Source organism: Chitinophaga eiseniae, from assembly GCF_012641265.1.
Lineage (GTDB): Bacteria > Bacteroidota > Bacteroidia > Chitinophagales > Chitinophagaceae > Chitinophaga > Chitinophaga eiseniae_A.
The window spans coordinates 99,878-123,274 of the sequence record NZ_JABAHZ010000005.1 but is presented as its reverse complement, the minus strand read 5'-3'; the positions used below and the strand labels follow the sequence as shown (position 1 = coordinate 123,274).

General features: G+C 45.4%; 24 protein-coding genes, 1 tRNA gene and 1 pseudogene. 13 read left to right on the top strand and 13 right to left on the bottom strand.

The window, feature by feature from the left end; genetic code table 11:
- The first annotated feature begins 6 nt into the window (after positions 1-6).
- From HGH91_RS20690 to HGH91_RS20675, 4 genes are read left to right on the top strand one after another with little or no spacing between them, the layout of a single operon-like run.
- Positions 7-570 (top strand): NUDIX domain-containing protein, encoded by a 564-nt coding sequence (locus HGH91_RS20690; RefSeq protein WP_168740715.1) that lies wholly within the window; start codon positions 7-9, stop codon positions 568-570.
- A 19-nt stretch (positions 571-589) separates the two neighbouring features.
- Entirely contained in the window at positions 590-1,411 is an 822-nt protein-coding gene (gene rlmB / locus HGH91_RS20685) for a 23S rRNA (guanosine(2251)-2'-O)-methyltransferase RlmB (protein WP_247651798.1), read from the top strand.
- A 17-nt stretch (positions 1,412-1,428) separates the two neighbouring features.
- Entirely contained in the window at positions 1,429-2,280 is an 852-nt protein-coding gene (locus HGH91_RS20680) for a hydroxymethylglutaryl-CoA lyase (protein WP_168740714.1), read from the top strand.
- A gap of 9 nt (positions 2,281-2,289) precedes the next feature.
- Positions 2,290-3,261 (top strand): GSCFA domain-containing protein, encoded by a 972-nt coding sequence (locus tag HGH91_RS20675; protein ID WP_168740713.1) that lies wholly within the window; start codon positions 2,290-2,292, stop codon positions 3,259-3,261.
- A 77-nt stretch (positions 3,262-3,338) separates the two neighbouring features.
- Here HGH91_RS20675 and HGH91_RS20670 read toward each other — a convergent pair whose 3' ends face one another.
- On the bottom strand, positions 3,339-4,799 hold the full coding sequence (locus tag HGH91_RS20670) for an MFS transporter (RefSeq protein ID WP_168740712.1): 1,461 nt from the start codon (positions 4,797-4,799) through the stop codon (positions 3,339-3,341).
- 209 nt (positions 4,800-5,008) lie between these two features.
- Between HGH91_RS20670 and HGH91_RS20665 the strand changes: the two genes are divergently transcribed.
- A complete protein-coding gene (locus tag HGH91_RS20665) occupies positions 5,009-7,279 on the top strand; it encodes a patatin-like phospholipase family protein (RefSeq protein WP_168740711.1) in 2,271 nt (756 codons plus the stop codon).
- Between the two features lie 58 nt (positions 7,280-7,337).
- On the opposite strand, the gene HGH91_RS20660 is transcribed toward HGH91_RS20665, so the two are convergent.
- The gene (locus tag HGH91_RS20660; RefSeq protein WP_168740710.1) at positions 7,338-7,934 is read right to left on the bottom strand and encodes a tRNA-(ms[2]io[6]A)-hydroxylase; all 597 of its coding nucleotides are present in this window, start codon (positions 7,932-7,934) and stop codon (positions 7,338-7,340) included.
- Positions 7,935-8,013: 79 nt separating this feature from the next.
- Between HGH91_RS20660 and HGH91_RS20655 the strand changes: the two genes are divergently transcribed.
- From HGH91_RS20655 to HGH91_RS20640, 4 genes are all read left to right on the top strand, one after another.
- Entirely contained in the window at positions 8,014-9,129 is a 1,116-nt protein-coding gene (locus tag HGH91_RS20655; protein WP_168740709.1) for an aminotransferase class I/II-fold pyridoxal phosphate-dependent enzyme, read from the top strand.
- A gap of 52 nt (positions 9,130-9,181) precedes the next feature.
- Entirely contained in the window at positions 9,182-11,608 is a 2,427-nt protein-coding gene (locus HGH91_RS20650) for a penicillin acylase family protein (RefSeq protein ID WP_168740708.1), read from the top strand.
- Between the two features lie 76 nt (positions 11,609-11,684).
- Positions 11,685-11,757, top strand: a tRNA-Lys gene (locus tag HGH91_RS20645).
- Positions 11,758-11,820: 63 nt separating this feature from the next.
- Positions 11,821-12,351, top strand: a complete 531-nt coding sequence (locus tag HGH91_RS20640; RefSeq protein ID WP_168740707.1) for an AAA family ATPase — start codon at positions 11,821-11,823, stop codon at positions 12,349-12,351.
- A gap of 25 nt (positions 12,352-12,376) precedes the next feature.
- Here the strand turns inward: HGH91_RS20640 and HGH91_RS31680 are convergent, their stop codons facing one another.
- From HGH91_RS31680 to HGH91_RS20605, 8 genes and pseudogenes are all read right to left on the bottom strand, one after another.
- Complete coding sequence (locus HGH91_RS31680; RefSeq protein ID WP_410493808.1) at positions 12,377-12,541, bottom strand: DUF1016 N-terminal domain-containing protein; 165 nt, start codon at positions 12,539-12,541, stop codon at positions 12,377-12,379.
- A gap of 105 nt (positions 12,542-12,646) precedes the next feature.
- On the bottom strand, positions 12,647-13,030 hold the full coding sequence (locus HGH91_RS20630) for a helix-turn-helix domain-containing protein (protein ID WP_410493810.1): 384 nt from the start codon (positions 13,028-13,030) through the stop codon (positions 12,647-12,649).
- Positions 13,031-13,126: pseudogene (locus HGH91_RS31675) on the bottom strand (AraC family transcriptional regulator); the annotation flags it as partial. It lies immediately after the preceding gene.
- A gap of 184 nt (positions 13,127-13,310) precedes the next feature.
- On the bottom strand, positions 13,311-13,748 hold the full coding sequence (locus HGH91_RS20625; RefSeq protein WP_168740705.1) for a hypothetical protein: 438 nt from the start codon (positions 13,746-13,748) through the stop codon (positions 13,311-13,313).
- Positions 13,749-13,770: 22 nt separating this feature from the next.
- Positions 13,771-14,859 (bottom strand): alkene reductase, encoded by a 1,089-nt coding sequence (locus tag HGH91_RS20620; protein WP_168740704.1) that lies wholly within the window; start codon positions 14,857-14,859, stop codon positions 13,771-13,773.
- A 64-nt stretch (positions 14,860-14,923) separates the two neighbouring features.
- Positions 14,924-15,691 (bottom strand): helix-turn-helix domain-containing protein, encoded by a 768-nt coding sequence (locus HGH91_RS20615; RefSeq protein WP_168740703.1) that lies wholly within the window; start codon positions 15,689-15,691, stop codon positions 14,924-14,926.
- A gap of 119 nt (positions 15,692-15,810) precedes the next feature.
- On the bottom strand, positions 15,811-16,548 hold the full coding sequence (locus HGH91_RS20610; RefSeq protein ID WP_168740702.1) for an SDR family oxidoreductase: 738 nt from the start codon (positions 16,546-16,548) through the stop codon (positions 15,811-15,813).
- 62 nt (positions 16,549-16,610) lie between these two features.
- A complete protein-coding gene (locus HGH91_RS20605) occupies positions 16,611-17,483 on the bottom strand; it encodes a helix-turn-helix domain-containing protein (protein ID WP_168740701.1) in 873 nt (290 codons plus the stop codon).
- Between the two features lie 198 nt (positions 17,484-17,681).
- On the opposite strand from HGH91_RS20605, the gene HGH91_RS20600 reads away from it, so the two are divergent.
- Both HGH91_RS20600 and HGH91_RS20595 read left to right on the top strand, forming a co-directional pair.
- Entirely contained in the window at positions 17,682-18,248 is a 567-nt protein-coding gene (locus HGH91_RS20600; protein ID WP_168740700.1) for a Crp/Fnr family transcriptional regulator, read from the top strand.
- 76 nt (positions 18,249-18,324) lie between these two features.
- Positions 18,325-19,065 (top strand): SDR family oxidoreductase, encoded by a 741-nt coding sequence (locus tag HGH91_RS20595; protein WP_168740699.1) that lies wholly within the window; start codon positions 18,325-18,327, stop codon positions 19,063-19,065.
- Positions 19,066-19,227: 162 nt separating this feature from the next.
- On the opposite strand, the gene HGH91_RS20590 is transcribed toward HGH91_RS20595, so the two are convergent.
- The 3 genes from HGH91_RS20590 to HGH91_RS20580 all read right to left on the bottom strand — a co-directional run bounded on the left by HGH91_RS20590 (position 19,228) and on the right by HGH91_RS20580 (position 22,183).
- Positions 19,228-20,244, bottom strand: coding sequence for a terpene synthase family protein (locus HGH91_RS20590; RefSeq protein ID WP_168740698.1), 1,017 nt, complete (start codon positions 20,242-20,244; stop codon positions 19,228-19,230).
- Between the two features lie 163 nt (positions 20,245-20,407).
- Positions 20,408-20,986, bottom strand: coding sequence for a TMEM175 family protein (locus tag HGH91_RS20585; protein WP_168740697.1), 579 nt, complete (start codon positions 20,984-20,986; stop codon positions 20,408-20,410).
- Between the two features lie 48 nt (positions 20,987-21,034).
- Positions 21,035-22,183 (bottom strand): DUF1624 domain-containing protein, encoded by a 1,149-nt coding sequence (locus HGH91_RS20580; protein WP_168740696.1) that lies wholly within the window; start codon positions 22,181-22,183, stop codon positions 21,035-21,037.
- A gap of 252 nt (positions 22,184-22,435) precedes the next feature.
- Here HGH91_RS20580 and HGH91_RS20575 point away from each other — a divergent pair, with 252 nt between their 5' ends.
- On the top strand, positions 22,436-22,927 hold the full coding sequence (locus HGH91_RS20575; RefSeq protein ID WP_168740695.1) for a YdcF family protein: 492 nt from the start codon (positions 22,436-22,438) through the stop codon (positions 22,925-22,927).
- Between the two features lie 28 nt (positions 22,928-22,955).
- Positions 22,956-23,378 (top strand): DUF3592 domain-containing protein, encoded by a 423-nt coding sequence (locus HGH91_RS20570; RefSeq protein WP_168740694.1) that lies wholly within the window; start codon positions 22,956-22,958, stop codon positions 23,376-23,378.
- The last annotated feature ends 19 nt before the right edge of the window (positions 23,379-23,397 follow it).

The following is a 23,397-nucleotide window of genomic DNA, read 5'->3' as shown; positions in this document are numbered from 1 at the left end:
TAAGAGATGGACACAACAAAGAATCCATGGACGATTCATTCAAGGGAAACGAGGTATGACAACAACTGGATCAGCGTTTGGCATCATGAAGGCTTGAACCCCACCGGAGGGAAAGGCATTTATGGGGTAGTACACTTTAAGAACCAGGCCATTGGGGTAGTAGCCCTGGACGAGGAGAACAACATTTACCTGGTGGGGCAGTATCGTTTTCCACTCGAACAATATAGCTGGGAAATTCCTGAGGGAGGTGGCCCACTGGGTGAGCCGGCACTGGATGCGGCCAAAAGGGAATTACTGGAGGAAACGGGATTGGTGGCTAAGCATTGGGAAGTAATTACCCGGCTGGCTTTATCTAATTCGGTATCAGATGAAACCGGGGTGGTATTCCTGGCCCGGGGACTGGAGCAGCGGCAGGCAGAGCCGGAGGAAACAGAGCAGCTGGTGGTGAAGAAGGTGCCTTTTGAAGAAGCCTACCGGATGGTAGACCGCTATGAGATCACCGATTCGCTGTCTGTGGCGGCCATACAAAAAGTGAAGCTAATGATGTACGAGGGCTTATTAAACAAATAAACCCGTTACCTTTGCAGCAATGGAAAGGAAATTTAATGCTTTCAGAGGTGAAAGAAAAGAGGGCTCAAGAGGGCCGAAGAAATATGCTACCCAGCGGCCCAAGCAATCGTCTATGATCATTGGTCGTCAGCCGATGATGGAGGCGCTGAGCACCGGGAAGCCTATTGAGCGCATTTTTATGCTGCGTACGGCCACCGGCGATATTATTCCTCAAATCCGGGAACTGGCGCAGGCCAATAATATCCCGGTAAATTATGTGCCGGTAGAGAAGTTGAACGGCCTTACCCAGGCGAATCACCAGGGAATTATCGGGATTACCGCCAACGTTACCTACCTGGATTTACAGGATGTGATTTCTCATGTTACCGATAAGGGCGAAACGCCCCTGTTCCTGATTCTCGATGGTATTACAGATGTACGTAATATAGGCGCTATTGCCCGCAGCGCAGTTTGCTGTGGCGCACAAGCCATTATCATACCCGACAAGGGCATCGCCGCATTGAATGAAGAAGCGATGAAATCTTCCGCCGGTGCGCTGGAGAAAATTGCCGTTTGCCGCGTGAACAGCCTCAATAAAGCTATTGATACCCTGCACCTCAATGGCATTAAGGTGTTGGCCAGTGAAATGGAAACGGAAATTAAATTATACGATTGTGACCTGAAAGAGCCGGTAGCAGTGATTATGGGATCGGAAGACAAGGGGGTATATCCTGCCCTGATAAAAGCTTCTGATGTGTTGTTTCGTATACCCATGGCCGGTAACTTCGAATCTTTTAACGTATCGGTAGCAGCAGGGATTATCCTGTATGAAGCGCTGAAACAAAGAACCATCAATATTTAGGGAGCAAAAGGTTTGTTATGCTAAAATTAATTGAATGCCCGCGCGACGCGATGCAAGGATGGCACCGGATGATCAGTACTGATGAAAAGGTAAAATATCTCAATGCTTTGCTGCAGGTGGGCTTTGATACGATTGATTTTGGCAGTTTCGTTTCTCCCAAAGCCATTCCCCAGATGGCGGATACGAAGGAGGTGTTGCCGCAACTGGATTTGTCGCGTACCAAAAGTAAGCTGCTGGCTATTGTAGCCAACCTGCGCGGAGCAGAAGAAGCCGTAGTATACGATGAAATCAGTTACCTGGGCTTTCCCTTTTCCGTATCGGAAACTTTCCAGTTGAGGAATACCAATAAAACTATTGCCGAATCGCTGGAGCAGGTGCATTCCATGCAGGAGCTTTGCATTAAAAACCGCAAGGAACTGGTCATCTATATTTCCATGGGATTTGGAAATCCATATGGAGATCCCTATAGCCCGGAAATAGTGCTGGAATGGATAGCAGAAATGGTGAAGATGGACATCGGCATTATTTCCCTGGCAGATACCGTAGGGGTGGCCGATCCGGCTACCATCACCGGTTTGTTTAAACACCTGGTGCCGGCTTATCCGCAGGTGGAGATCGGCGCGCACTTCCATGCGGCGCCATACAACTGGCAAGAAAAGCTCCAGGCGGCCTATGATCGGGGCTGCCGGCGTTTCGATAGTTCCATTAAAGGGATAGGGGGCTGCCCCATGGCTAAAGATGAACTGGTAGGCAACCTGGCCACAGAAAACCTGATCGCTTTCTGCCAGGAACACCGGGAATCATTATCCCTGGATATGCAGGCCCTGGGCAAGGCACAGCTACTGGCCGATGCCGTTTTTAAAGATTAATTGTCAATCATGCAGTTTCATTTGAATGTTCCGGTAACACCGCTTCCGGCAACGATCCAGTATCAACAGGAATTGTTGCTGATGGGCTCCTGCTTTGCAGAAGAGATAGGTGAAAAGTTGCAGGAGCACCGGTTTAATACACTGATCAATCCCCACGGTATTTTATATAACCCGCTCAGCATCACCAAAGCGCTTACCAGCTATATGGACGGGCAGGTATACACCCGCGAAGATTTATTCCAGCACAACGATTCCTGGAATAGCTGGGACCATCACAGCCGCTTTTCAGGTCTTACGCCGGAAGCTGCGCTGGATCACATACAGCGCATGCAAACAGCCGCGGTGCGCGCCATCGACCATGCCGACTGGCTCATTATCACCCTTGGTAGTGCACACGCCTATGTGCTGAAAGAAAACAACCGCCTGGTAGGCAACTGTCATAAAGTGCCGGGAGGCAATTTTTACAAGCGTTTATTAACCGTTGATGAAATTGTAACGGCGCTCGATAACATGATGCACCGGTTATTTTTCCGCAACCGGAAAATTAATATACTCTTTACCGTTAGCCCGGTGCGGTATATCCGCGATGGGGTGGTGGAAAACAATCTCAGTAAAGCAGTATTACTGCAGGCCGTGCATCACCTGGTCAATAAATTCAACCGCCTCTTTTATTTTCCGGCCTATGAGCTGGTGATCGATGATTTGCGCGATTACCGGTTTTACAAAGAGGATATGGTGCATCCGAATGAGCAGGCCATTCAGTATGTGTGGGAGCAGGTAGTGAAAGGATGTATCAGTGAGGGCAGCCAGGAATTGTTGCACCGCATTGCCGAATTAAACAGGGCCGCCCGTCACCGGCCTTTTAACCCCGAAAGTCCACAGCATCAGCAGTTTTTGCATACCTATGCGGCCAGGGTGAAACAGTTGATGAGCGAACACCCGGCGCTGCCACTGGATGATTTGCTGGCATATTTTCAGTAAGTATCTCTGTAAAATAAATTGGGGGAGATAACAGCCAACCAGTTGGCCGTTATCTCCCCCAATTTATTTTGAAAAACCTACAGGGTAATACCTCTTTTATCTTTCAGGTAAATCAACCCTACTACAAAGCAGATAAGCGCAATACCTATCGGGTAAATTAATCCTGCCAGGTGATTGTTGGTATTGGTTACCAGGATGGTAGAAATCGTGGGCAACAGTCCACCGAATACCCCATTCCCGATGTGGTAAGGAAGCGACATAGACGTATACCGGATGCGTGTGGGGAATAGCTCTACCAGGAAAGCCGCAATGGGCGCGTATACCATGGTAACAAAGATAACCTGTATAAATATCAGGATCACCAGCCAGGCAATATTTACGCGGCTGACGGTGAGCTCTTTTTTAGCATCCGTTTCCTTCAGGATGCTGCCATCGGTATAGCTGTGCACACGGGTAGTTTTGGTAACCATTTCCCCTGCGTCATTTTTAGCGGTATTACTTTCTATGCGGAACAATTCCGTTTGTTCTTTTTTCAGGGAAATGTTGCCAATATTATCCATTGCCCGGTAGATAGGAAAATAGGCCAGGGCCGCCAGCAGCATACCGGTGAGCATAATCTTCTTTCTTCCTATGCGATCGGACAGGGAGCCGAAATAAATAAAGAAGGGGGTACCCAGCAGCAGTGCAATGGCAATGATGATATTGGATTGCACAAATTCTATATTCATGGTTTTCTGGAGAAAGGAGAGCGCATAGAATTGACCGGTATACCAGACCACGCCTTGTCCCATAGCGGCGCCAAAAAGCGCTATCATTACCAGTTTCAGGTTTTCTTTATTGGCGAAGCTTTCTTTGATAGGGTTAGTGGAGGTTTTACCTTCTTTTTTCATCTGTGCAAACAGCGGCGATTCCTGCAGGCGTATGCGTATGTAATACGACATGATTACCAGCAGTACCGACAGCAGGAACGGGATGCGCCAGCCGTAGTTGTTGAAATCGTCTGGTGTCATCACCATGCGGGTAATCAGGATAACGCCCAGGGATACAAAGAGGCCAAGCGTAGCGGTGGTTTGAATGAAGCTGGTATAATAGCCACGACGGTGGTCGGGCGAGTGTTCGGCTACATAGGTTGCTGCACCACCATATTCGCCGCCCAGTGCCAGTCCCTGCAACAGGCGAAGCAGCAATACCAGTATGGGCGCCAGTACACCGATAGTATGATAGCTGGGAATAAGCCCGATGGCGAAAGTAGATCCGCCCATGATCAACAGCGTAAGCAGGAACGTGTACTTACGGCCTACCATATCTCCAAGTCGCCCGAATACAATAGCGCCGAAGGGGCGTACAATAAATCCCACGGCAAAGGTGGCGAGGGTGGCAATATAGGCCAGTTGGGGATTGCTGGGAGGAAAGAATTTCTCAGCAATGATGGCGGACAAGCTGCCGAAGATGTAGAAGTCGTACCACTCAATCAGGGTACCTGCCGAAGAGGCCAGGATAACTTGCCAGATGTTTTGCGGGGAAAGCGAGTTTTTCATAAGTGTTAATTGCTATGTCTTTTTTGTCGGTTGATGACGGCTGTGTGAAGTCGCTTTCAATCATATACCCCGGTAACATGCTCCTCGCGTCAGCGAATAAAGCGAATAAGATAATAAATATTTAGAACTGCCCCAAATATCCCGGCAAAAACTCCGGCAGGAAATGTCTATAAAGCCTTATCTTTAAAGAAGGGGGTCAATCATATACTATGAAGCCAGGTTTAATTGTTCACGTCAGCAGGGGAATAAGTGTATTGTTGTTAATTATTTTTACAGGTAGCAGGGAAGTGGCCGCGCAGCAAAGTGTGAGCAACCGCCCTAAAGTAGCACTCACCCTTAGTGGCGGCGGCGCCCGGGGATTGGCCCATATTGGCATCCTGGAGGCTATTGATAGCGCAGGGCTGAAAGTGGACATTGTTACTGGTACCAGTATGGGAAGTATTGTAGGAGGCTTGTATGCCATGGGCTATTCCGGCAACCAGATTGAAGCGGTGGCCCGGCAACTTCACTGGAATAGTCTTTTCGCCAACCAACCCGACCTCACCGACATTTCCTATGAAGAAAAGCGGGAGTACAACCGGTATATCATCGAAATTCCTTTTGAATATGGAAAGCCCAAACTGGCTTCCGGCGTGATTTCCGGGGAAGCCCTGTGGCTGGAACTGGCGAAGTTGTGCTGGCCGGTAAAAGACGTGAAGCATTTCAAAGACTTTAATATTCCATTCAAATGTGTAGCCACCGATGTGGCTACTGGTCAGATTGTGACGCTGGACAGCGGCGAGGTGGTAACCAGTTTACGCGCCAGCATGGCCATTCCTTCTATTTTTACGGCGGTGAAAATTGGCGACCGTAAACTCGTGGATGGTGGCGTGGTACGCAATTTCCCGGTGGTTACCGCCAAAGAAATGGGCGCAGATATCGTGATAGGCGCCAACGTGAGCGGGGGATTGCGTAAATCGGATCAACTGGTAACGCCCATTGATATCCTTTACCAGCTTGGGTTTTATAAAGATGCGGAGGACTTTCAGAAAGCGCGGCCGCTGTGCGATGTGTATATACCGATGAGTAAAGAGCTGGAAAACTATTCTGCTGCGAGCTTTGGCAGCGTAGATTCCATCATAGAAGTAGGCCGCCGGAAAGGAAAGGAGCTGTACCCGGTTTTCAAACACCTGGCCGACTCTCTCAATGCCTTATATCCGGAAGCGCCCTTCCAGGCCAACCGGTTGCCATTTGCGGCCGATGTGGAATTGAGCAGTATTAATGTGTCGGGCCTGGTGCATTCTGATCAGAAATTCTTTTTGCAGCGCCTGCACCTCAAGCCCAATGGCTGTTACAGCCCTACGCAGATCAAGAATGCCATACAGAATGTATTTGGCACCCGCTTCTATAAACTGATCACCTACAACCTGGTGCCGGAAGGCTATGGCCGGAGCAGGATGGATATTACGGTAGAAGAAAACCCGCTCACCTATGTAAAGGTGGCGCTCAACTACAATACTTTTACCGGCGCTAATGCCATCATCAACCTTACCCAGCGTAATTTTATTGTGCCCAACTCCCGGTCTTTTGTAACGGCGGTGATCAGTGAAAATCCACGCCTGGAAGCGGAATATTTTAAGTACCTGGGCCGCAGCCGTAATTTCGGATTTGGCCTGAGCGCCTATTATGAAAACAATGGCTTTACCTTTTATGGCGATGATTTCAGCCGGCAGCAACCTTATCGTAACAAGTATGCCAATGTGAATGTGGACCTGCAGTATACGATTGGCCGGAATATGTCGATAGGCGCGGGTACACGCTGGGAGTATATTAAATACAAAACGCCGTATTCCATTTTCCAGGATGTACGCGGCAGCACCAACCAGTTCAATACCTATGTTTCTTATGGGATCAATTCGCTGAACCAGAAAGTATATCCTACCAAAGGATTGCTGCTGGATTTTGAGGCCGGGTATATTTACAATCAGCACCCTGGCATCAAGGTGAGTCAGAATGGGGAAGAGCTGGACCTGGAAACGTTAGGCGTGCGGTTCAACAACTTCCAGCGGGCGATGCTGAATATGAAGTATTACATTCCAACCGGGCGCAAATCGGCCGTAGAGCTGGATGGTAATGCGGATTTCACTTTTAACTACCACCAATCGGTGGTGAATGGTTTTGTAATGGGAGGGATGACCAACATCACGCATAACCAGGTGCCTTTTGTGGGAATTTATGAGGGAGAAGTGATTACGCCGCGGGTAGGCGCATTACAGGTGGCCTGGCAATATGAGTTTATGAGAAATTTATATGCTATTCCGCGGGTGGGGGGCGCTATCTATGATGGGGAGCTAACGGGCGGAAACCGTTATAAATACCTGAGTGGTTATGGGCTGGGAGCAGCCTACACCAGCCGGCTGGGCCCTATAGAAGCTACGATGATGTATTCCGATCAGTCGGGGCAGATTAAGTTTTATGTGAATATGGGATTCAATTTTTAGAGAAGCTGAAAGCAGAAAGCACAAAGCTATTGTGTTTTCTGCTTTTAGCTTCAGAGAACTAATGCATTCTGTCGCCCCGAACATCTATGTTTTGGAGGATTTCAGCTTCGATTTTCAGCCATTCCTGCCAGCGGTTTCTTACTTTTTCTTCCGGGAAATATTCATTGGCGAGGTCGATGAAGAGGCGGTAGTGGCCAGCTTCAGACACCATGAACTTGCGGTAGAATTCGCGCAGGTATTCATCTTCGAGCCCTTCGCTGAGGAGGCGGAACCGTTCGCAGCTGCGGGCCTCAATCAGGGCAAATATCAGGAGTGCATCGAGAAAGCTGTCGTCGGCATGGCCTCCTTTTACACGGTTATCCATTAATGCGTTTACGTAGTCGTCTTTACGCTGCTTGCCGAGCGACAGGCCACGTTTTTTCAGTTCGGCCAGCACTTGCCGGAAGTGGCCCCATTCTTCCGTAACAATAGGCGCCAGTTCCTCTACCAGCCTGGTTCTTTCCGGGTTGCGCTGGATCAGTGAAATAGCGGAAGATGCCGCCTTTTGTTCACAGTAGGCGTGGTCGGTGAGAATGTCCTGCAATGAAATAGCCGCCAGGTTTACCCATCGTGGGTCGGTAGGCAGTTTCAGTCCGAGTATAGATACTTTGCTCATGTGAATATAGTCCTTGGTAGATCGCTTTTTTGCGAAGATAAAGGCAAAGTTTAAATTGTGCATCGCTAAAGATGGAGCTATGCATACTGCTGATATATCATTTCTCTCCCAATTGCTCGATGAACGCAAGGCCCGGCAAGCATTCCGGGAGTTGCGGCTGCCGGGAGACAAAGTAGATTTTTGTTCAAATGATTATTTGGGACTTGCCCGTCACCCGGCGGTGAGGGCTTATATTCATACGCTGATGGAGGAGCGTCATCCGGCGCATGGCAGCACCGGCTCGAGGTTACTGGCAGGTAATTATGAATGGATAGAATCGGTAGAAAAAGACCTGGCGGCTTTTCACCGTGCCGAAGCGGGACTGCTATATAATTCCGGTTACGACGCCAACCTGGGGCTGTTTTCCTGCCTGGGTGGTAAGGGCGACACCATCATTTACGACCAGCTGATACATGCCTCTATCCGTGATGGGGTGCGGTTGTCGGCTGCTCAGTCTTTTTCCTTTCAGCATAATGATATTACCGACCTGGAGAAAAAGTTAAAACATGCCACCGGCCATATTTTTGTGGCCATAGAATCCGTGTACTCTATGGATGGGGATCTGGCGCCATTAACGGCCATTGCCGCGCTGTGCAGCCGCTACCAGGCCCACCTGGTGGTAGATGAAGCCCATGCCACCGGTATTATCGGGGACGCAGGAGAAGGGCTGGTGCAACAACTGCAGCTGGAAGCACAGTGTTTTGCCCGGGTACATACCTTTGGAAAGGCAGTAGGTTGTCACGGCGCTGTGATACTGGGAACGACGCTGCTGCGGGAGTATCTCATTAACTTCTCCCGGTCCTTTATCTATACTACTGCTTTACCTCCTGCGTCCCTGGCAGCCATAGAAGCGGGATATGCCACTTTCCCCTATATGCAGACAGAGCGGAAAAAGCTGTCGGAATTAATTGAGCAGTTCCGTGCGGGCATCTCACGCACCGAGTTATTGCCTGGCCATACGCCCATACAGGCCGTGCTTACCCGTGGTAATGAAAATACCCGGCAGGTGGCGGCACGGCTGCAGCAGGCAGGACTGGATGTGCGGCCTATACTGCATCCTACTGTGCCCAAAGGGGCCGAGCGGCTGCGGGTGGTACTGCATAGTTTTAATACTTCCGATGAAGTAGAGCGGCTTATAAAAGTATTGGAGGCGTAAGCGGATATAAGACAAATTTGATGTATTTTACATATTACATCCGATCCGTATTATGAGAATCATTCCAGCTGTTATAACCGCCGCAATTACATTATCGCTTGCTTATGCTTTCAGCCACAAACTGGGCCAGGTACCACCTCTCGGAAATTTGTTAAGCCCGCAAACCGGTTTCTGGCAAAATGCAGAGCCAATTGGTGAATTTCCCCGCGAGCAATTGGTATTACCCGGCTTATCGGGCAAAGCAGAAGTATGGTACGACGACCGCATGGTACCCCATGTTTTCGCCGACAACGATGCCGACGCTTTTTATGTACAAGGTTATGTAACGGCGCGCGACCGGCTCTGGCAGATGGAATTGCAGACCTATGCTGCCGCCGGGCGACTCTCTGAGATACTGGGTACCCGGACCATTGAATACGATCGCCGGCAGCGCCGTCTCGGCATGGTATACGCCGCCGAGCAAACAGTGAAGGAAATGATGGCAGACCCGGACACCAAAACGGCCGTGACTTCCTACGCCGCTGGTATCAACGCTTATATTGCTACTCTTACACCAGCGACCTACCCCGTAGAATATAAAATACTCGACTATAAACCGGAGCAATGGGATGTGATCAAATCCGCCCTGCTATTGAAATACATGGCACATGACCTGGCAGGGTTCTGCAACGACCTGGAATTTACCAATGCCCGTCGCCTCTTTTCCATGAAGGATTTTGACCTGTTGTACCCGGATTATCACGATGCCACCGACCCGATCATTCCCAAAGGAACTGCCTATGCTGCTGCGTCTGCAAAGGCCGTAGCGCCGCCGGATAGCATAGTGGCCGCCGATGCAGCGTTTATGAAATACCAGATGGATAAGCCCGATCCGGCCAATGGCAGTAATAACTGGGCCGTAGCCGGCAGTAAAACCCGTTCCGGCGCGCCTATCCTGTGCAGCGATCCGCATCTGGGGCTCTCCCTGCCTTCCCTGTGGTATGAGATACAGCTGCAAACGCCTGGTATGAATGTATACGGCGCATCGTTGCCCGGTTCTCCCGGCGTCATTATTGGCTTTAATGATCATATTGCCTGGGGCGTTACCAATGGAGAGGAAGATGTAAAAGATTACTACCGTATGCAATTCCGCAACGGTAAACAGGAATACCTGTATAACGGCAACTATCGCCCGGCTACACTCCGTGTAGAGGACATCAAAGTGCGTGGTGGCGCCACCATACATGATACCGTGGCCTATACGGTATTTGGCCCGGTAATGTTCGACAACACCTTCCCGGAAAAGACTACCCGTCAAACTTTCCTGGCCATGCGTTGGAAAGCACTGGATTCTTCCAATGAGCTGGCCACCTTTAACCGGTTGAATAAGGCACGTAATTACGACGATTACCTGCAGGCATTATCGATATATACCTGTCCCGCACAAAACTTTGTATTTGCCGATAAAGCGGGTGACATTGCCATCTGGCATAATGGGCAATATCCATTACGCTGGAAAGACCAGGGTAAATGGATCATGCCGGGTACCGACAGCTCTTTCTCCTGGCAGGGATTTATTCCACATGAAGAACTGCCGCATATCAAAAATCCTGCACGTGGATTTGTGAGCTCCGCCAACCAGCGCGCCACCGATAGCACGTACCCTTATCGTTTATATGGACATTACGACCTGTATCGCGGCGTGCGTATCAACGAGCGGCTGGCCGCGATGAACGCCATCACCACACAGGACATGATGCAGCTGCAAAATGATGAGAAAAACCTGTTTGCCGCTGCCGCGCTGCCCATGATCCGGCAACATATCGACAGCAGCTCCCTGACAGCACAACAGCAGCCTTACTGGCAACTGTTATCGTCGTGGGATTGTATGGCTACGCCCGACAGCAAAGGCGCTACCATCTTCAATACCTTCTGGACGCACCTGGAAGATACCCTATGGGGAGATGAACTTCACCCCAAAGACACTACCACACTGGCTTATCCGCAGGCTATCACCACCCTGCAAATCCTGTTGCGCGATACCTCGTTTCATTTTATCGACAACATCAACACGCCACAGAAAGAAACTTTGTCGCAGTTGGTGCACGGTGCTTTTGTAGCCACTGTAAACGAAGTAAGCGAGTTGAATAAAGCTGGCAAACTGGAGCTGGGCAAAGCCCGCGGTACCAATATCAATCACCTTTCCCGCGGCATCCCCGCTTTCAGCGCCCTTCACCTGAACACCGGCGGCGGTCAGCATATCGTAAACGCTACCAAGAACGACCATGGGCCCTCGTGGAGAATGGTGGTACAGCTGTCGGATAAAACAGAAGCATATGGTATTTATCCCGGCGGGCAAAGCGGCAATCCTGGTAGTCCGTTTTACGATAACGCTGTAAATGATTGGGTGGCGGGCAAGTATTACCTGCTGCATATCTTCAGTAAAGAAGAAAAAGATGACGCTGTAATCCGCTACAAGCTTGTGTTTACGGGGAAATGATAAAAATATTTCAAATAAATTTGGCCGGGAGTAAATAATTACTATCTTTGCACTCCGTTAAATAAACGGGGTGAATGATTCCCTAGCTCAGTTGGTAGAGCAATACACTTTTAATGTATGGGTCTTGGGTTCGAGTCCCAAGGGGATCACAGAGAGACAGGTTCGCATTTGCGAACCTGTTTTATTTTGTCTTATTTCAAATCGAATTGAAAATGAGAATTGCGATATGCGGTGCTCACAAGGTGGGTAAGACGACATTGACAGAAGAACTTCTGGAGAATCTTCCTGGGTATACTCTTGAAACAGAACCATATTATCAATTGGAGGCGTCGGGGCATGAATTCTCTGAAAAGCCTACTGCGGAAGATTTTATTGAACAGTTTAACTATGCTGCTAAACTGGTTTCCAGCAGCGAAAACAATGTGATATTTGACAGATGTGTCATTGACATCTTAGCTTATCTGCATGTTGTTGACCCAGGTAGGAATATTCAGAAGCTATTTGAAACAGCTCAAACAGTAATTGCTGGAATCGACCTTTTGGTGTTTGTTCCCATAGAAGAACCGGATTTGATACCCGACCATCAGACAGATCTGCCAAAACTCAGATGCCTGGTTAATGATCTGCTCTATGATTGGATTGGGGATTTTGGTATAGAGATGATTGAAGTGAGTGGTACTTTATCGAACCGCAGAGATCAGGTACTCGCTAAAATTTCAAATTGTACTAATCGTTACCGGTGATCAAGCAATTTGCTCAGCGCATTTTCTAACTGTTTTTTATTGGGGTACTTAAATCTGAATCTGATTTGAGGATTTCAAAATAATGGCTCCATGTTGATTTGTGAGACAGTGTCTCACGTATTGGGAAATCATTATATGATTTTCTCATGTATAGCAAATTGGATCTGCTGAATCCTTTGTGGGTGGTCACAAAAGGGAAATGCAGCGGGGATTAAAACGCAAGACCGGGTTGCCGGTGAAAAGAAAAAAGCCACTGCGGTGTGCAGCGGCTTAAATTTGTGACTGGAGTATCTATTTATCTAATGTTAGCGGCTGTCTTCGCCTTTGGATCGGCTAGTTCGGTTGGTGTCTGCCCGAACTCTTTTTTGAAAGCATAAGAAAAATGCGATAAAGTTTCAAAACCTAACTCCAGATAGATGTCAGATGATTTTGGGTTCTTCTTGTCAATAAGGAAATATGCTTCCTGTAAACGTTTTTTTACTAACCAATGGTTGGGAGTGTCATTGAATATTGCTCTGAAATCTCTTTTAAACGCTGATAAACTGCGTCCTGTATGGAAGGCAAAACGTTCAATGCTTACATTGAATGTGAAATTTTTATTCATAAATTCCTCCATGTTTATTTTCTGTGGTATACCGAAATCAAAAAATACACCCGCTAAATCAGGTTGTTTTTGCAAAAGAATGAGAAGCAACTCCTCTCGCTTCACGTCGGCAAAGGGCGCTTTGATTATTCCATGATTGTAATAAGGTTGTAAAGAATTAATGAAATTTGGTAATAGTTCATTCTAATGTATGCTTTTCTATTTTCCATTGTCTGAAAATTTTATGTTACAAAGTTGAGCATAAAATTTTCGGCTAGCTTTCGTGTAAAGTCCAAAATTATTGTCTTGAAAAGTCCAAATTGTTTCTGGCCTGCCTGGTGTTTTCATACTATTACTGTTGCATTGAAAACATAACCTAAGATATATAAACATTCCTTCTGTCTGGTACATGCTGAGCGGCAGCCAGCCACCAGCTTTTATTCTTATACACTAAAATGAAAATGGCAAGTTCATCAAAGCCGCCTTCAGCATCTTTTGCGTAATTAGGTGGTGAAGACGTTCGCCTTACATAAGCTACTGCAACGTTTTTTGCGAGGAATCCGGCATAATCTATCTTATAAATAGATTTGTTTTGCCCTGCTTTTACTGCCGAGAACATTCTTTCATGAATCGCATGAATCTGGTCGTAGCCGGAAACAATGGCCGCAAAAGGGCTACCCCAAAGCACATCTTTTGCAAATCGTTTATTGAACAGATCTGCATCACCTGTATCAATGGCCTCCTGTAATTCGTTTATAAAATCGTCTATGCGCCGCAAATTATAAGGTTGGAAGACCGTGGGACGTTGCTCCATTTTTATATTATTAATTTTGATGCTAAAAAGACTCCAGGGTTGGATAATCGGTGTATCCAGCTGCTCCTGTATAGTAACTATTTTGATTAACATGATTAAGCGGCGCATTGGCTTTAAATCGCTCGACCAGGTCGGGGTTAGCGATGTATAGCTTTCCAAAGGATACCAGGTCCGCGATACCCTCGTCTATAGCCCGGTTAGCGGTTTCCCGGTCAAAATCCCGGTTAATCATATAAGTACCGCTGTAAAATTTTCGGTAATAGGTAGCAGAGGCTAACATCTGTTTCATCGGGTCATCTGTACTATTTAAGGGAAAGCCGGCAATGTGCAGGTAAGCTAAATCGTAATCATTTAATCGCGTGCACAAATACTTAAATAGCTCCTGTGTTTCATCATCTGTAGTAATACCAAAAAGATTGTTCCAGTCGGGAGATAAACGAACGGCGATTTTTATTGAGGGGGCAATTTTTTTGATGCGATCAAGTATATCAAATAAAAACCGGGACCTGTTTTCAATGGAACCTCCATATTTGTCTGTTCGCCGATTGGCACATTTTGCAAAAAACTGGTGGAAAAGATAGCCATTGGCAGCATGTAGTTCGATGCCATCAAATCCGGCATGGGAAGCATTTTGGGCAGCGATACAGAATTCCTGAATGGTTTGCTCAATATCTTCAATGGACATTTCCCTGGGAGTAACTGTTTGCGTATATCCACTTGCAGTATACACATGCTCATCCGGGTTGATGGCCGAAGGCGCTAATGGTAGTTCATTCCCCAGCAGATCTGGGTGCGACATTCTGCCTACATGCCAAAGCTGGGCAAACATCATAGCGCTGCGTTCATGTACGGCAGCAGTTACTTTTTTCCATCCTTCTATTTGATCAGTATGAAAAATACCGGGAATATTTAAGCCGCCTATCGCGTTTGGACTTACTGCTATTCCTTCCGAAATGATTAAACCGGCAGAAGCACGTTGTCTGTAGTATTCAACTGTCAAATCTGATGGTACCCCTTTATTACCTGCCCTGGCCCTTGTCATAGGGGCCATCACCACGCGGTTTCTAAGCATTAAATGAGCTGTCTTGTAGCTCGAAAACAATGATATCATGCCTTATTTTTTTCAAATTTACATCCAGGTAAAACCCGAAAATTGGAAAAAACAGACATTCTCTTTAAGAAAGTTTCTTTTTAAAGTACATATGGGGATTTATCCCGGAGAAAGTTTTGAAATCATTGATAAAATGTGATTGATCAAAATAGCCGCTCTTGTACGCAACGTCAGTAAGTGAATGTATTCTATTATGGCGTGATATTCCGGATTCAAAACGTACAATTCTCGCATACAGTTTCGGGTTTAATCCGGTAAGCGCTTTAAAACGCCGTGTGAACTGCTTGGGTGAAAGAAAAAATGTTTTTGCCAGATCAACAACCGTTACGTTTCCTTCGCATGCTTTGATATAAGTAACAGCCTTTATCATTAATTCGTCCTGCTGTACATTAATTTTTGAGAGAGAAGTAAAAAACTGTGTTACTAAATCTATACGTTCATCTAAACCAGAGGTTGCGTCCATTTCGTTAATCAATAGTTCGCTTCTTTTGCCAGCAGTAACAGGCAGCTCTAAGAATCTGTTGTTCAGGTCTCCGGGAGAGAGTTTTAAAAAAGGAGCAATAGCGCCTGGCAGTAACGAAATACCAAAAAATTCATTGAAGTGGCCGGCAGGAAAATACCCATAAGTCGTTCTTACTCCCTGGATTGAAGAAGAAACCAAATGAACGGAAGATGTCCCCTCACGCCGGAATGTAAAGGTTAGTTCCATGTTCGTACCGGCCACAGCATGATAAATGGCGTCCTGTCGTCCATTTTCATTCCAGGTACCCGTCGAAAAATGGCTTATCAGGCCGTTTAATGCAGGCGCTGGTTTTATTACAGTATATCCCATGGCTAATCTGCTTAGATAGTGTTATACAATATTTGGATGGCAACCACTATAAAGTTATAGAATTTAACCATAAACCGTCTGGTTTCATCATCCGGCCCGGGAGGTTGAACGATTCTTCGTTACCAGGGTATTTCTCCTGTTTCAGGATTATTTTCTTCACTGAAAAATTTTCCGGTAGGGCCTTCATTGTCAATCAGTGCATATTTTATTATCCGTTTTCCGGCATCTTGAACAGATCCAGGCCCACGATGTCCATTGAAATCTGTTTTTGTATATCCCGGGCAAACGGCATTTATTTTGAAGTTGGTATCTTTTAATTCGTATGCCAAAACAACCGTGTACATATTCAAGGCTGATTTTGACGAAAGATATACCACGCCTTTGTAGTCGTAATATTTATAGGTTGGGTCGCTGTGCAGGGTGATTGAGCCTTGACTTGAACTTACATTTACGATACGGGGTGCCGACGACTCTTTCAATAAATCAATAAATGCCTGTGTAACCCGCACTACGCCGTAAACATTTGCATCAAAAGTTGCTTTGAACTGGTCAATAGTTGAGTCAAGTGCTGTTTGTGGGTAACCACCATAAATACCCGCATTATTAATAAGTATGTCTAACACTTTTGTTTTTTTACCTATTTCTTTACGGGCATTAATGACCGATTCGTCATCTGTAATGTCAAGCTGAATGACTTCTACATTGTTTAATCCCTTCGCTTTTAATGTAGCAATGGCTTCAGCGCCGTTTTGCGGATTACGACTACCGAGATAAACATAAATTCCTTTTTGAGCAAGTTGTTGCACAACTTCAAAGCCAATGCTTTTGTTGGCTCCTGTTACTAATGCAAATTTCATTTCTGTGAATTTTATAAGGCAAAAGTAGCGGGCCAAAAAGTAGCGGAAATGGACAATTCAACTTATTTCCCCGACAAATCTTGCCTGGGCAAAAATTCACTTGCACTTTTTCCCGTACTCTTCTTGAAGAGCCTTGAAAAATAATCGGGGTCATTAAAGCCCAATTCGTAGGCCAGTTCTTTGACGGAGGTATTGGAATAACGTAATCTTCGCTGGGCTTCCGCCATCAAACGGTTAATAAAATAGTCTTTGGGCGATGTTCCTGCGTATTCTTTTACAATCCGGTATAAGCTGTTTGTAGATAAGGCTAACTTTTCTGCAATGGCGTTGATAGAAGGCTGCTCTGTAAGGGACGTTTCCACGACTAATTTGAACTCGGCAAACTTTGAAAGGTTAGTGTTTAAGATATTGACGGGTCCTTTGTTTTTGAAATAGGCACTGTTAAATTCTGATAGCAGTGAGTTCAGATAAGCTAATATTATTTCCGTGTCGGTCTCCTGTTTATCTGAGAGAAGTATCTGATTTAAAATTTCGAAAACTTTTATTACTCTTTCTTTAGCAACAATGTCAAGAACGATCGTTTGTGCGTTTGAAGGGTCGACTAAAAAGGGGAATTGTTGTGGCAACAATGCCAATGTACTTTCATCAAACAGCAGCTTGAAATATTTAAGATCGCCTGTTTTCGCGGGTGGCGTAAAAATTTGATTGGGCATTGCAAAAAGCAGGTGCCCGTCAGTAAGCGTAAAATCTTGTGCGTCTAAATGGTAGGTAATGGAACCGCTTTCAATTAATACGATAAAATAAGAAGATAACCTGCGAGGTTGCAGGATTTTTTGTTGAACATCAGCTGAAAGATAAGGATTGTCGTTTGAGCGAATCTTTATTCCCAGCTCATCATGCTGTAAGCCCTCATGTTTCTCTTTTGGTTCTTGCATATTATTTGCTTTAGGGTGTCACTATACAATGACCGCTAACTATGATTGGGTTATCACAAAATTCGCACTCTTTTTTTATATTTCATAATCACTTTTTTTAGCTGTGACACAAATAGCGTGCGTATTGAAAGTTTACATATTATAAAATATTGTTAGCCCGGGAAAATTTCATACGTTTAGTTTTACTAACTTGCCGCCATGAAAGCATGGATCGATTATGTCTTGCAGTTTGGGAATCTCGACAAACCGTCACTCGAGCTCGTTATCAGTAGCGCAAATGAAGTGAGCCTTCACAAGGACGAGTATTTTTCAGCAGCAGGGCGAGTTCCCAGGCAGGTCGGTTTTATCGTCGAAGGTGTTATTCGGGGTTATTATTACGATAATAAGGGCGAAGAAATTACACGTTGTTTTATTAGTGAAAACAGTCTGGTGGTTGATTACGTCAATTTCGAAGCCAATACTTCCTCTTCAGAATATTTGCAGGCATGTACAGATTGTAAACTTATCGCATTTTCAAGGCAGAATTGGGAGGAGCTTTCTCAAACTGTTGTCGGCTGGGATAATATCAAAAACAAGATGGTACAAATATGTATGTATCAAAAGTCAAGAAAAGGTCCGGTCATTTCACAAAATGCCACTACGCGTTATATGGAGTTTATGGAAAACTACCCGTCGCTTATTAATCGTATCCCGCTGGCGTACATCGCTTCTTACCTGGGCGTTACCCAGCAATCATTGAGCAGAATAAGGAGAGGCATTCGTTAAAACTGCTTTTTACCAAATGGTAAATGGTGTTCTTTTTATATGATGCAATTTTGCTTCGTCAATTAAAAGAACAAACATGAAGAAAGCATTAATTACCGGAGCAAACAAAGGAATAGGTTTTGAAACTGCCAGGCAGCTATTACAAAAAGGGTTTTATGTCTATATCGGAAGCCGTGATTTACAAAAAGGAATTCATGCAGTTGAAAAGTTAAAATCCGAAGGACTACCTCATACAGCAGCTGTACAACTGGATGTGACAGACGAAACATCTGTAATGATGGCCCGCGAGGAAATCGGAAAGGAAACGAATGTATTAGATGTGCTCATTAATAATGCGGGCGTTAACGGAGGTCAACCGCCTTACAACGCGCTGGAAGCAACTTTAGAGCAGTTCATCGCCGCTTTCAACACCAATGTATTCGGCGTTGCAAGCGTGACGAAAGCATTTATTGATTTATTGCACAAATCCTATGAACCGAGGATTGTCAATGTAAGTACCAGTGTAGGCTCTCTTGCCCTGCAAAGTGATCCGGGTTGGCCGGCGTACGATTATGCAAAATATGCAGTTTATGGAGCCTCAAAAGCGGCGCTGAATATGTATACCGTTCATTTGGCTTACGAACTGCGTAATACACCCTTCAAAGTAAATGCCGTTTGCCCGGGATATACCAGTACTGATTTCACCTTTAATAATGGGGGCTCGGTGGATACTGCAGCAAGGCGAATTGTAAAGTATGCATTGATTGGCCAGGACGGGCCTACCGGTAAATTCTTTAGTGAAGAAACTAATCCTGGAACAGGGGAAATCCCCTGGTAAAATTTATTTTCCCGGAAGATTTTATGTTTGAAATGACCCAGAGAGACGCTTGACGATTAGAGGTCGCATTTTGCGACCTCTAAAGACGACCGCCAAGGTTTACGTCATAGGCTTTCGAAGCTCCGCGAAAGAAGGGTGCTGCGCTGGTAGCGGCCACCAGGGCTAGAAATGTTTAATTTCTATCCTGTCTATCGTCTCGCCTTTTCCATTGGGAGGTACCGCAAATCCACCAGGTTCATACCGTTTTGTTCCGCTTTTATAATAAAAATCATTTAAACCACTGATCATTTGTTTTATGTAGTAAATAAACTCGGCTGTTTCTTTTTGGTATGGACTGAAATCCGGCAGATGATTTGACAATGTTACAAATTCGTCTACAAACTCATCATGAATTCGCATGCCTTCCGTGCAGGCTTCATCAAAAGATATTTTATGGTGATGCTGTAATAGTGTGATGATATTGAAAATCTCTGATTCTATGGCGAGCTCTTTCCCGATAGTGGCAAAATCGTTCTGAAGCGCAACAATGATTGCCTGCAGCATAATAATGCGCTGGATAACGGTATGTTTATAAATATGATTGGGTAGCGCAAAACCAGTTGAGGGACAAATTAAATCAACAAATGGAATCATGCCTATAGAATTGGCGCGGATTAAATGAAAGAGAGGAATAGGAGGAATGCCCTTGCTGATCTTATAGGGCGATTCTTCCATAATTCCGTCTGTAACAAAGCGATACTTATAATTAGTAGCTATCCGCTCCAGCCAGAAGTCCGGCATTCCAAGCGCCATCCACTCCTTCCTGTTTGTTTGCATTTGCCGTAATATTCCTTTTTCCTCCGGCCGGGGATCATCCCCCATCATAACTTCAAAAATCCGGTCTCTGAATGCGGCTATCTCCTTTATGGGTAAAAGTTCCACATAATCGTCAGTTACGGTCATATAAATTGCAAAACGTGTTGCATGGAGGACGTTATCCTTTTTGGTAGCAGCTGGCACCATAAAGGGGCCTACATCCACTAATCGCATCTTTTTATACCTTGCCATCGCCTCTTTTGATAAGAATTGATAGTCCTGGTCATACCAATTATTTTCTTCTTCATACAAGGTTCCGGCGAAAGGGCTTTGAAGGGTTGGCCAGGGATATACTGGCTTGGGCACTTTAAATTCCTTGTTCATATGGTGTTTGGTTTAAAATGAGGGAAATTGGGTTATTTTGAGAGGTGGCTGTTATTGGCAGCACGATTGAGGGTGTAATGTCAAAAGTAGAAAGGCTTACTGCAATTTATCCGCAGTATTGTTATGATGATGAGGGCGCTTAACGATCGCCATGGGGGCTATATTATGCTTCCAGTGCCTTTGCAATATTTTTATCCGGGATAAACCAGAGTACTGCCACCAGGAAAATCAGTACGCCGGAAATAGCGGTATTTACAAAGGTTGTGCCGATGGCTACCAGGTAAATAGTAACAGATAACAAGGCTTTGCGTTGTTGCCGCTTTAAGGCCACCTGCATCTCCGCTGAATATGGATTGGATTTGACAATGGTGAACTGAAGAATGGCGAAAGCACCACCCACCAGCATCAGGAATATGGCATAAACAATAACCGTGTGCGCCGCAAAATGGTTTTCTCCCATCCAGGCGGTGGCAAAAGGAATCAAGGATAGCCAGAATAGTAAATGGGCATTGGCCCAGATAATGGAGGGCGTCACCTTTTTTACAGTATGCAGCAGATGATGATGATTGCCCCAATAGATGGCTACATAAATAAAACTCAGGATGTAACTCAGTGCTACCGGGTATAACGGCAGCAGGTCCTTCCACTCGGCGCTGTGCGGCGTTTTTATTTCCAGGACCATAATGGTGATGATAATGGCAATTACGCCGTCGCTAAAGGCTTCCAGCCGGCTTTTGTTCATAAATGATATCGTTGAGGAAATAAATATAAGGGAAAGAATTGCTTGCTCCTAAATATAAGTCAACAATATATTGTTACTCCTGCTTTTTAAGTTGCCGTACCATTTGCATAAGGGATACATGATTAACACTGTTAAAACCCACATGGTATATACACCCCACAAATTAAGTCCGTAAGAAGGGGGAAAGGCATCGACGAATTGCAGGAAGGCACTCGCTTTAAAACCTTGCAATGTGCCCACGATGAGTGAAAGGAGGTGGATCAGGTAAAAATGCAGGATATAATAAAAAAGTGGCACTCTTCCATATGTGATGAAAAAATCGCTGATCCGGCCAATTCCTCTTTCTAAAATAGCCAGTAATATAAAGGATGGTCCCAATGTCATTAGAAGGAAGCAGAGGGAAGGTGGATATTTGTTGGTATTGAGAAAGGAGAGAATAGTAAACAACGCATTTTTTTGAGAAGACCATGGCGCGGGATCTCCGTAAATGTTTATACCCCTGATCAGTAAAAACGCCAGTGTGGTGGCAATACCCATCAACCATAATATCCGCTGTCTCCGGGCTGCTTCCATCTGGAAAATTGGCCCGAAGGTATAACCGAGGGCCATTACGCCTATCCAGGGTATGACGGAATAAGCAAACACCACATTTGTTTTTCCAAAGATGGTCAATACCCCCGGCTCATGGAGGATCATCCATACAGCACGTAAGGAGCCGAAATCAGTTGCCTTAATGCCGTCCAGTGCATTGTGCCCAACTATGAGCAAAAGGCCTATGGCAGCTATCCATTTAGCCGGGAGATGTATCAATGCAGCCATGATGATCATGCACACGCCAATGACCCAGAGCACCAGCAGTATAATAAGGGTGTTATGGAAATTGAAAGTATTTCCAAAATTCATAATGGTGATTTCAAAAATAATCAGCATCAAGCCCCGCGTCCATAGAAAACGGGAGAGCTGGGCAGGATTGTTCTTCTTTACGCCGTAAAAAAAAGCGCCGGTGCCGGCGAGAAAAATAAAAACGGGCGCACAGAAATGTGTGATCCACCGCGTAAAAAATAGGGCGGGGGTGGTTTGGGACAGGTCAGTGGGACTGAACCGGACGTTGGTCATAAAATCTCTTACATGGTCAAGCGCCATGACCACCATTATCATACCTCGCAATACGTCCAGGGAAGCAATACGTTTTTGCATTTAAATACGTTTTGTGGGTGTTGACGTCAATATTGGGCAGCAGGGTTTTGCAAGTTTCACACATATACTATTTCTAATTTACGAAGTATTCGTCATATGTAGATCGATTTAAAATCACCTTGGCCATGGTAAAGATAATAACAGCAACGGCTATACAATTTCATGCCTGTTTATTTGATAAATTAAGTACCTTTTACTTAATTATCATTATAAGGATATACGATTGCAGGTAGCATAACAGCAACGAATTTTATGAATAAACTACTGATTGTACTTGGCGCTCCCAATGATCATTTGGGAAACTTATCACAAATAGCTGAAGACAGGTTAGCATGTGCGTATAATTTTTATAAGGCAAACAATGACTTTAAACTTGTTTGCACAGGGGGCTTTGGTCAACATTTTAATATAACTGATAAGCCGCATTATTATTATGCTAAAGAATATCTTATAAACAGAGGTATCCCTGCGGATGCATTTCTCAACTGTCCCTCTTCTTCCAATACCATCGAAGACTTTCAAATGACGAAAGATTTGGTGCTTGAGGAGCAGCCTGATATACTGACAATTATAACGTCCGACTTTCATCTTTCAAGAGCCAGGACGCTGTTCTATAGGATTATCAATTACCCCCGGGTTGTTTTTATCCCGGCTTCGTCTTCTTTGCCGGAGGAGCAGCTTTTTCCATTGTGGGCGCACGAGGCAAGAGCATTGGAAAAACTAAATGAAATGGAGTCGATATAACCTTTTATGTTACAATTCAAATCATCCTATGTGGTACAAACTATATTTGTTAACCGGTGTCGTTTTACTTGCCGTTTCATTATACAAATTTAAACAGTCTATTGATTTCATCCGCAGAAGTGAGCGGACCGTTGGTACTGTTATCTCGATGGAAGATATCGATGGCGCTTACTCGCCGGTTTTTGCAGTAAAGACAAAAGAGAATGGCCAGATTATTTACCATCATGCAGCTGCAAGCCACCCGCCAGCCTGGGATATCGGGGAAGAAGCTACCTTTTTGTACGACCCGGGAAGTCCACATTCCGCTACGATGATGAGTTATTTCTGGCTTTTTAATTGGGCGATACTTTTTCTGGCCGTTGCTATTCCGTTGATTATTGTTGGCGCCGGTTACTATTTGCTTCGTCCGTTGATAAAGTTGCCGGAGGGGACAGTCATTGCTAAAAAGTGAATTATTTAAAGTTAAACAG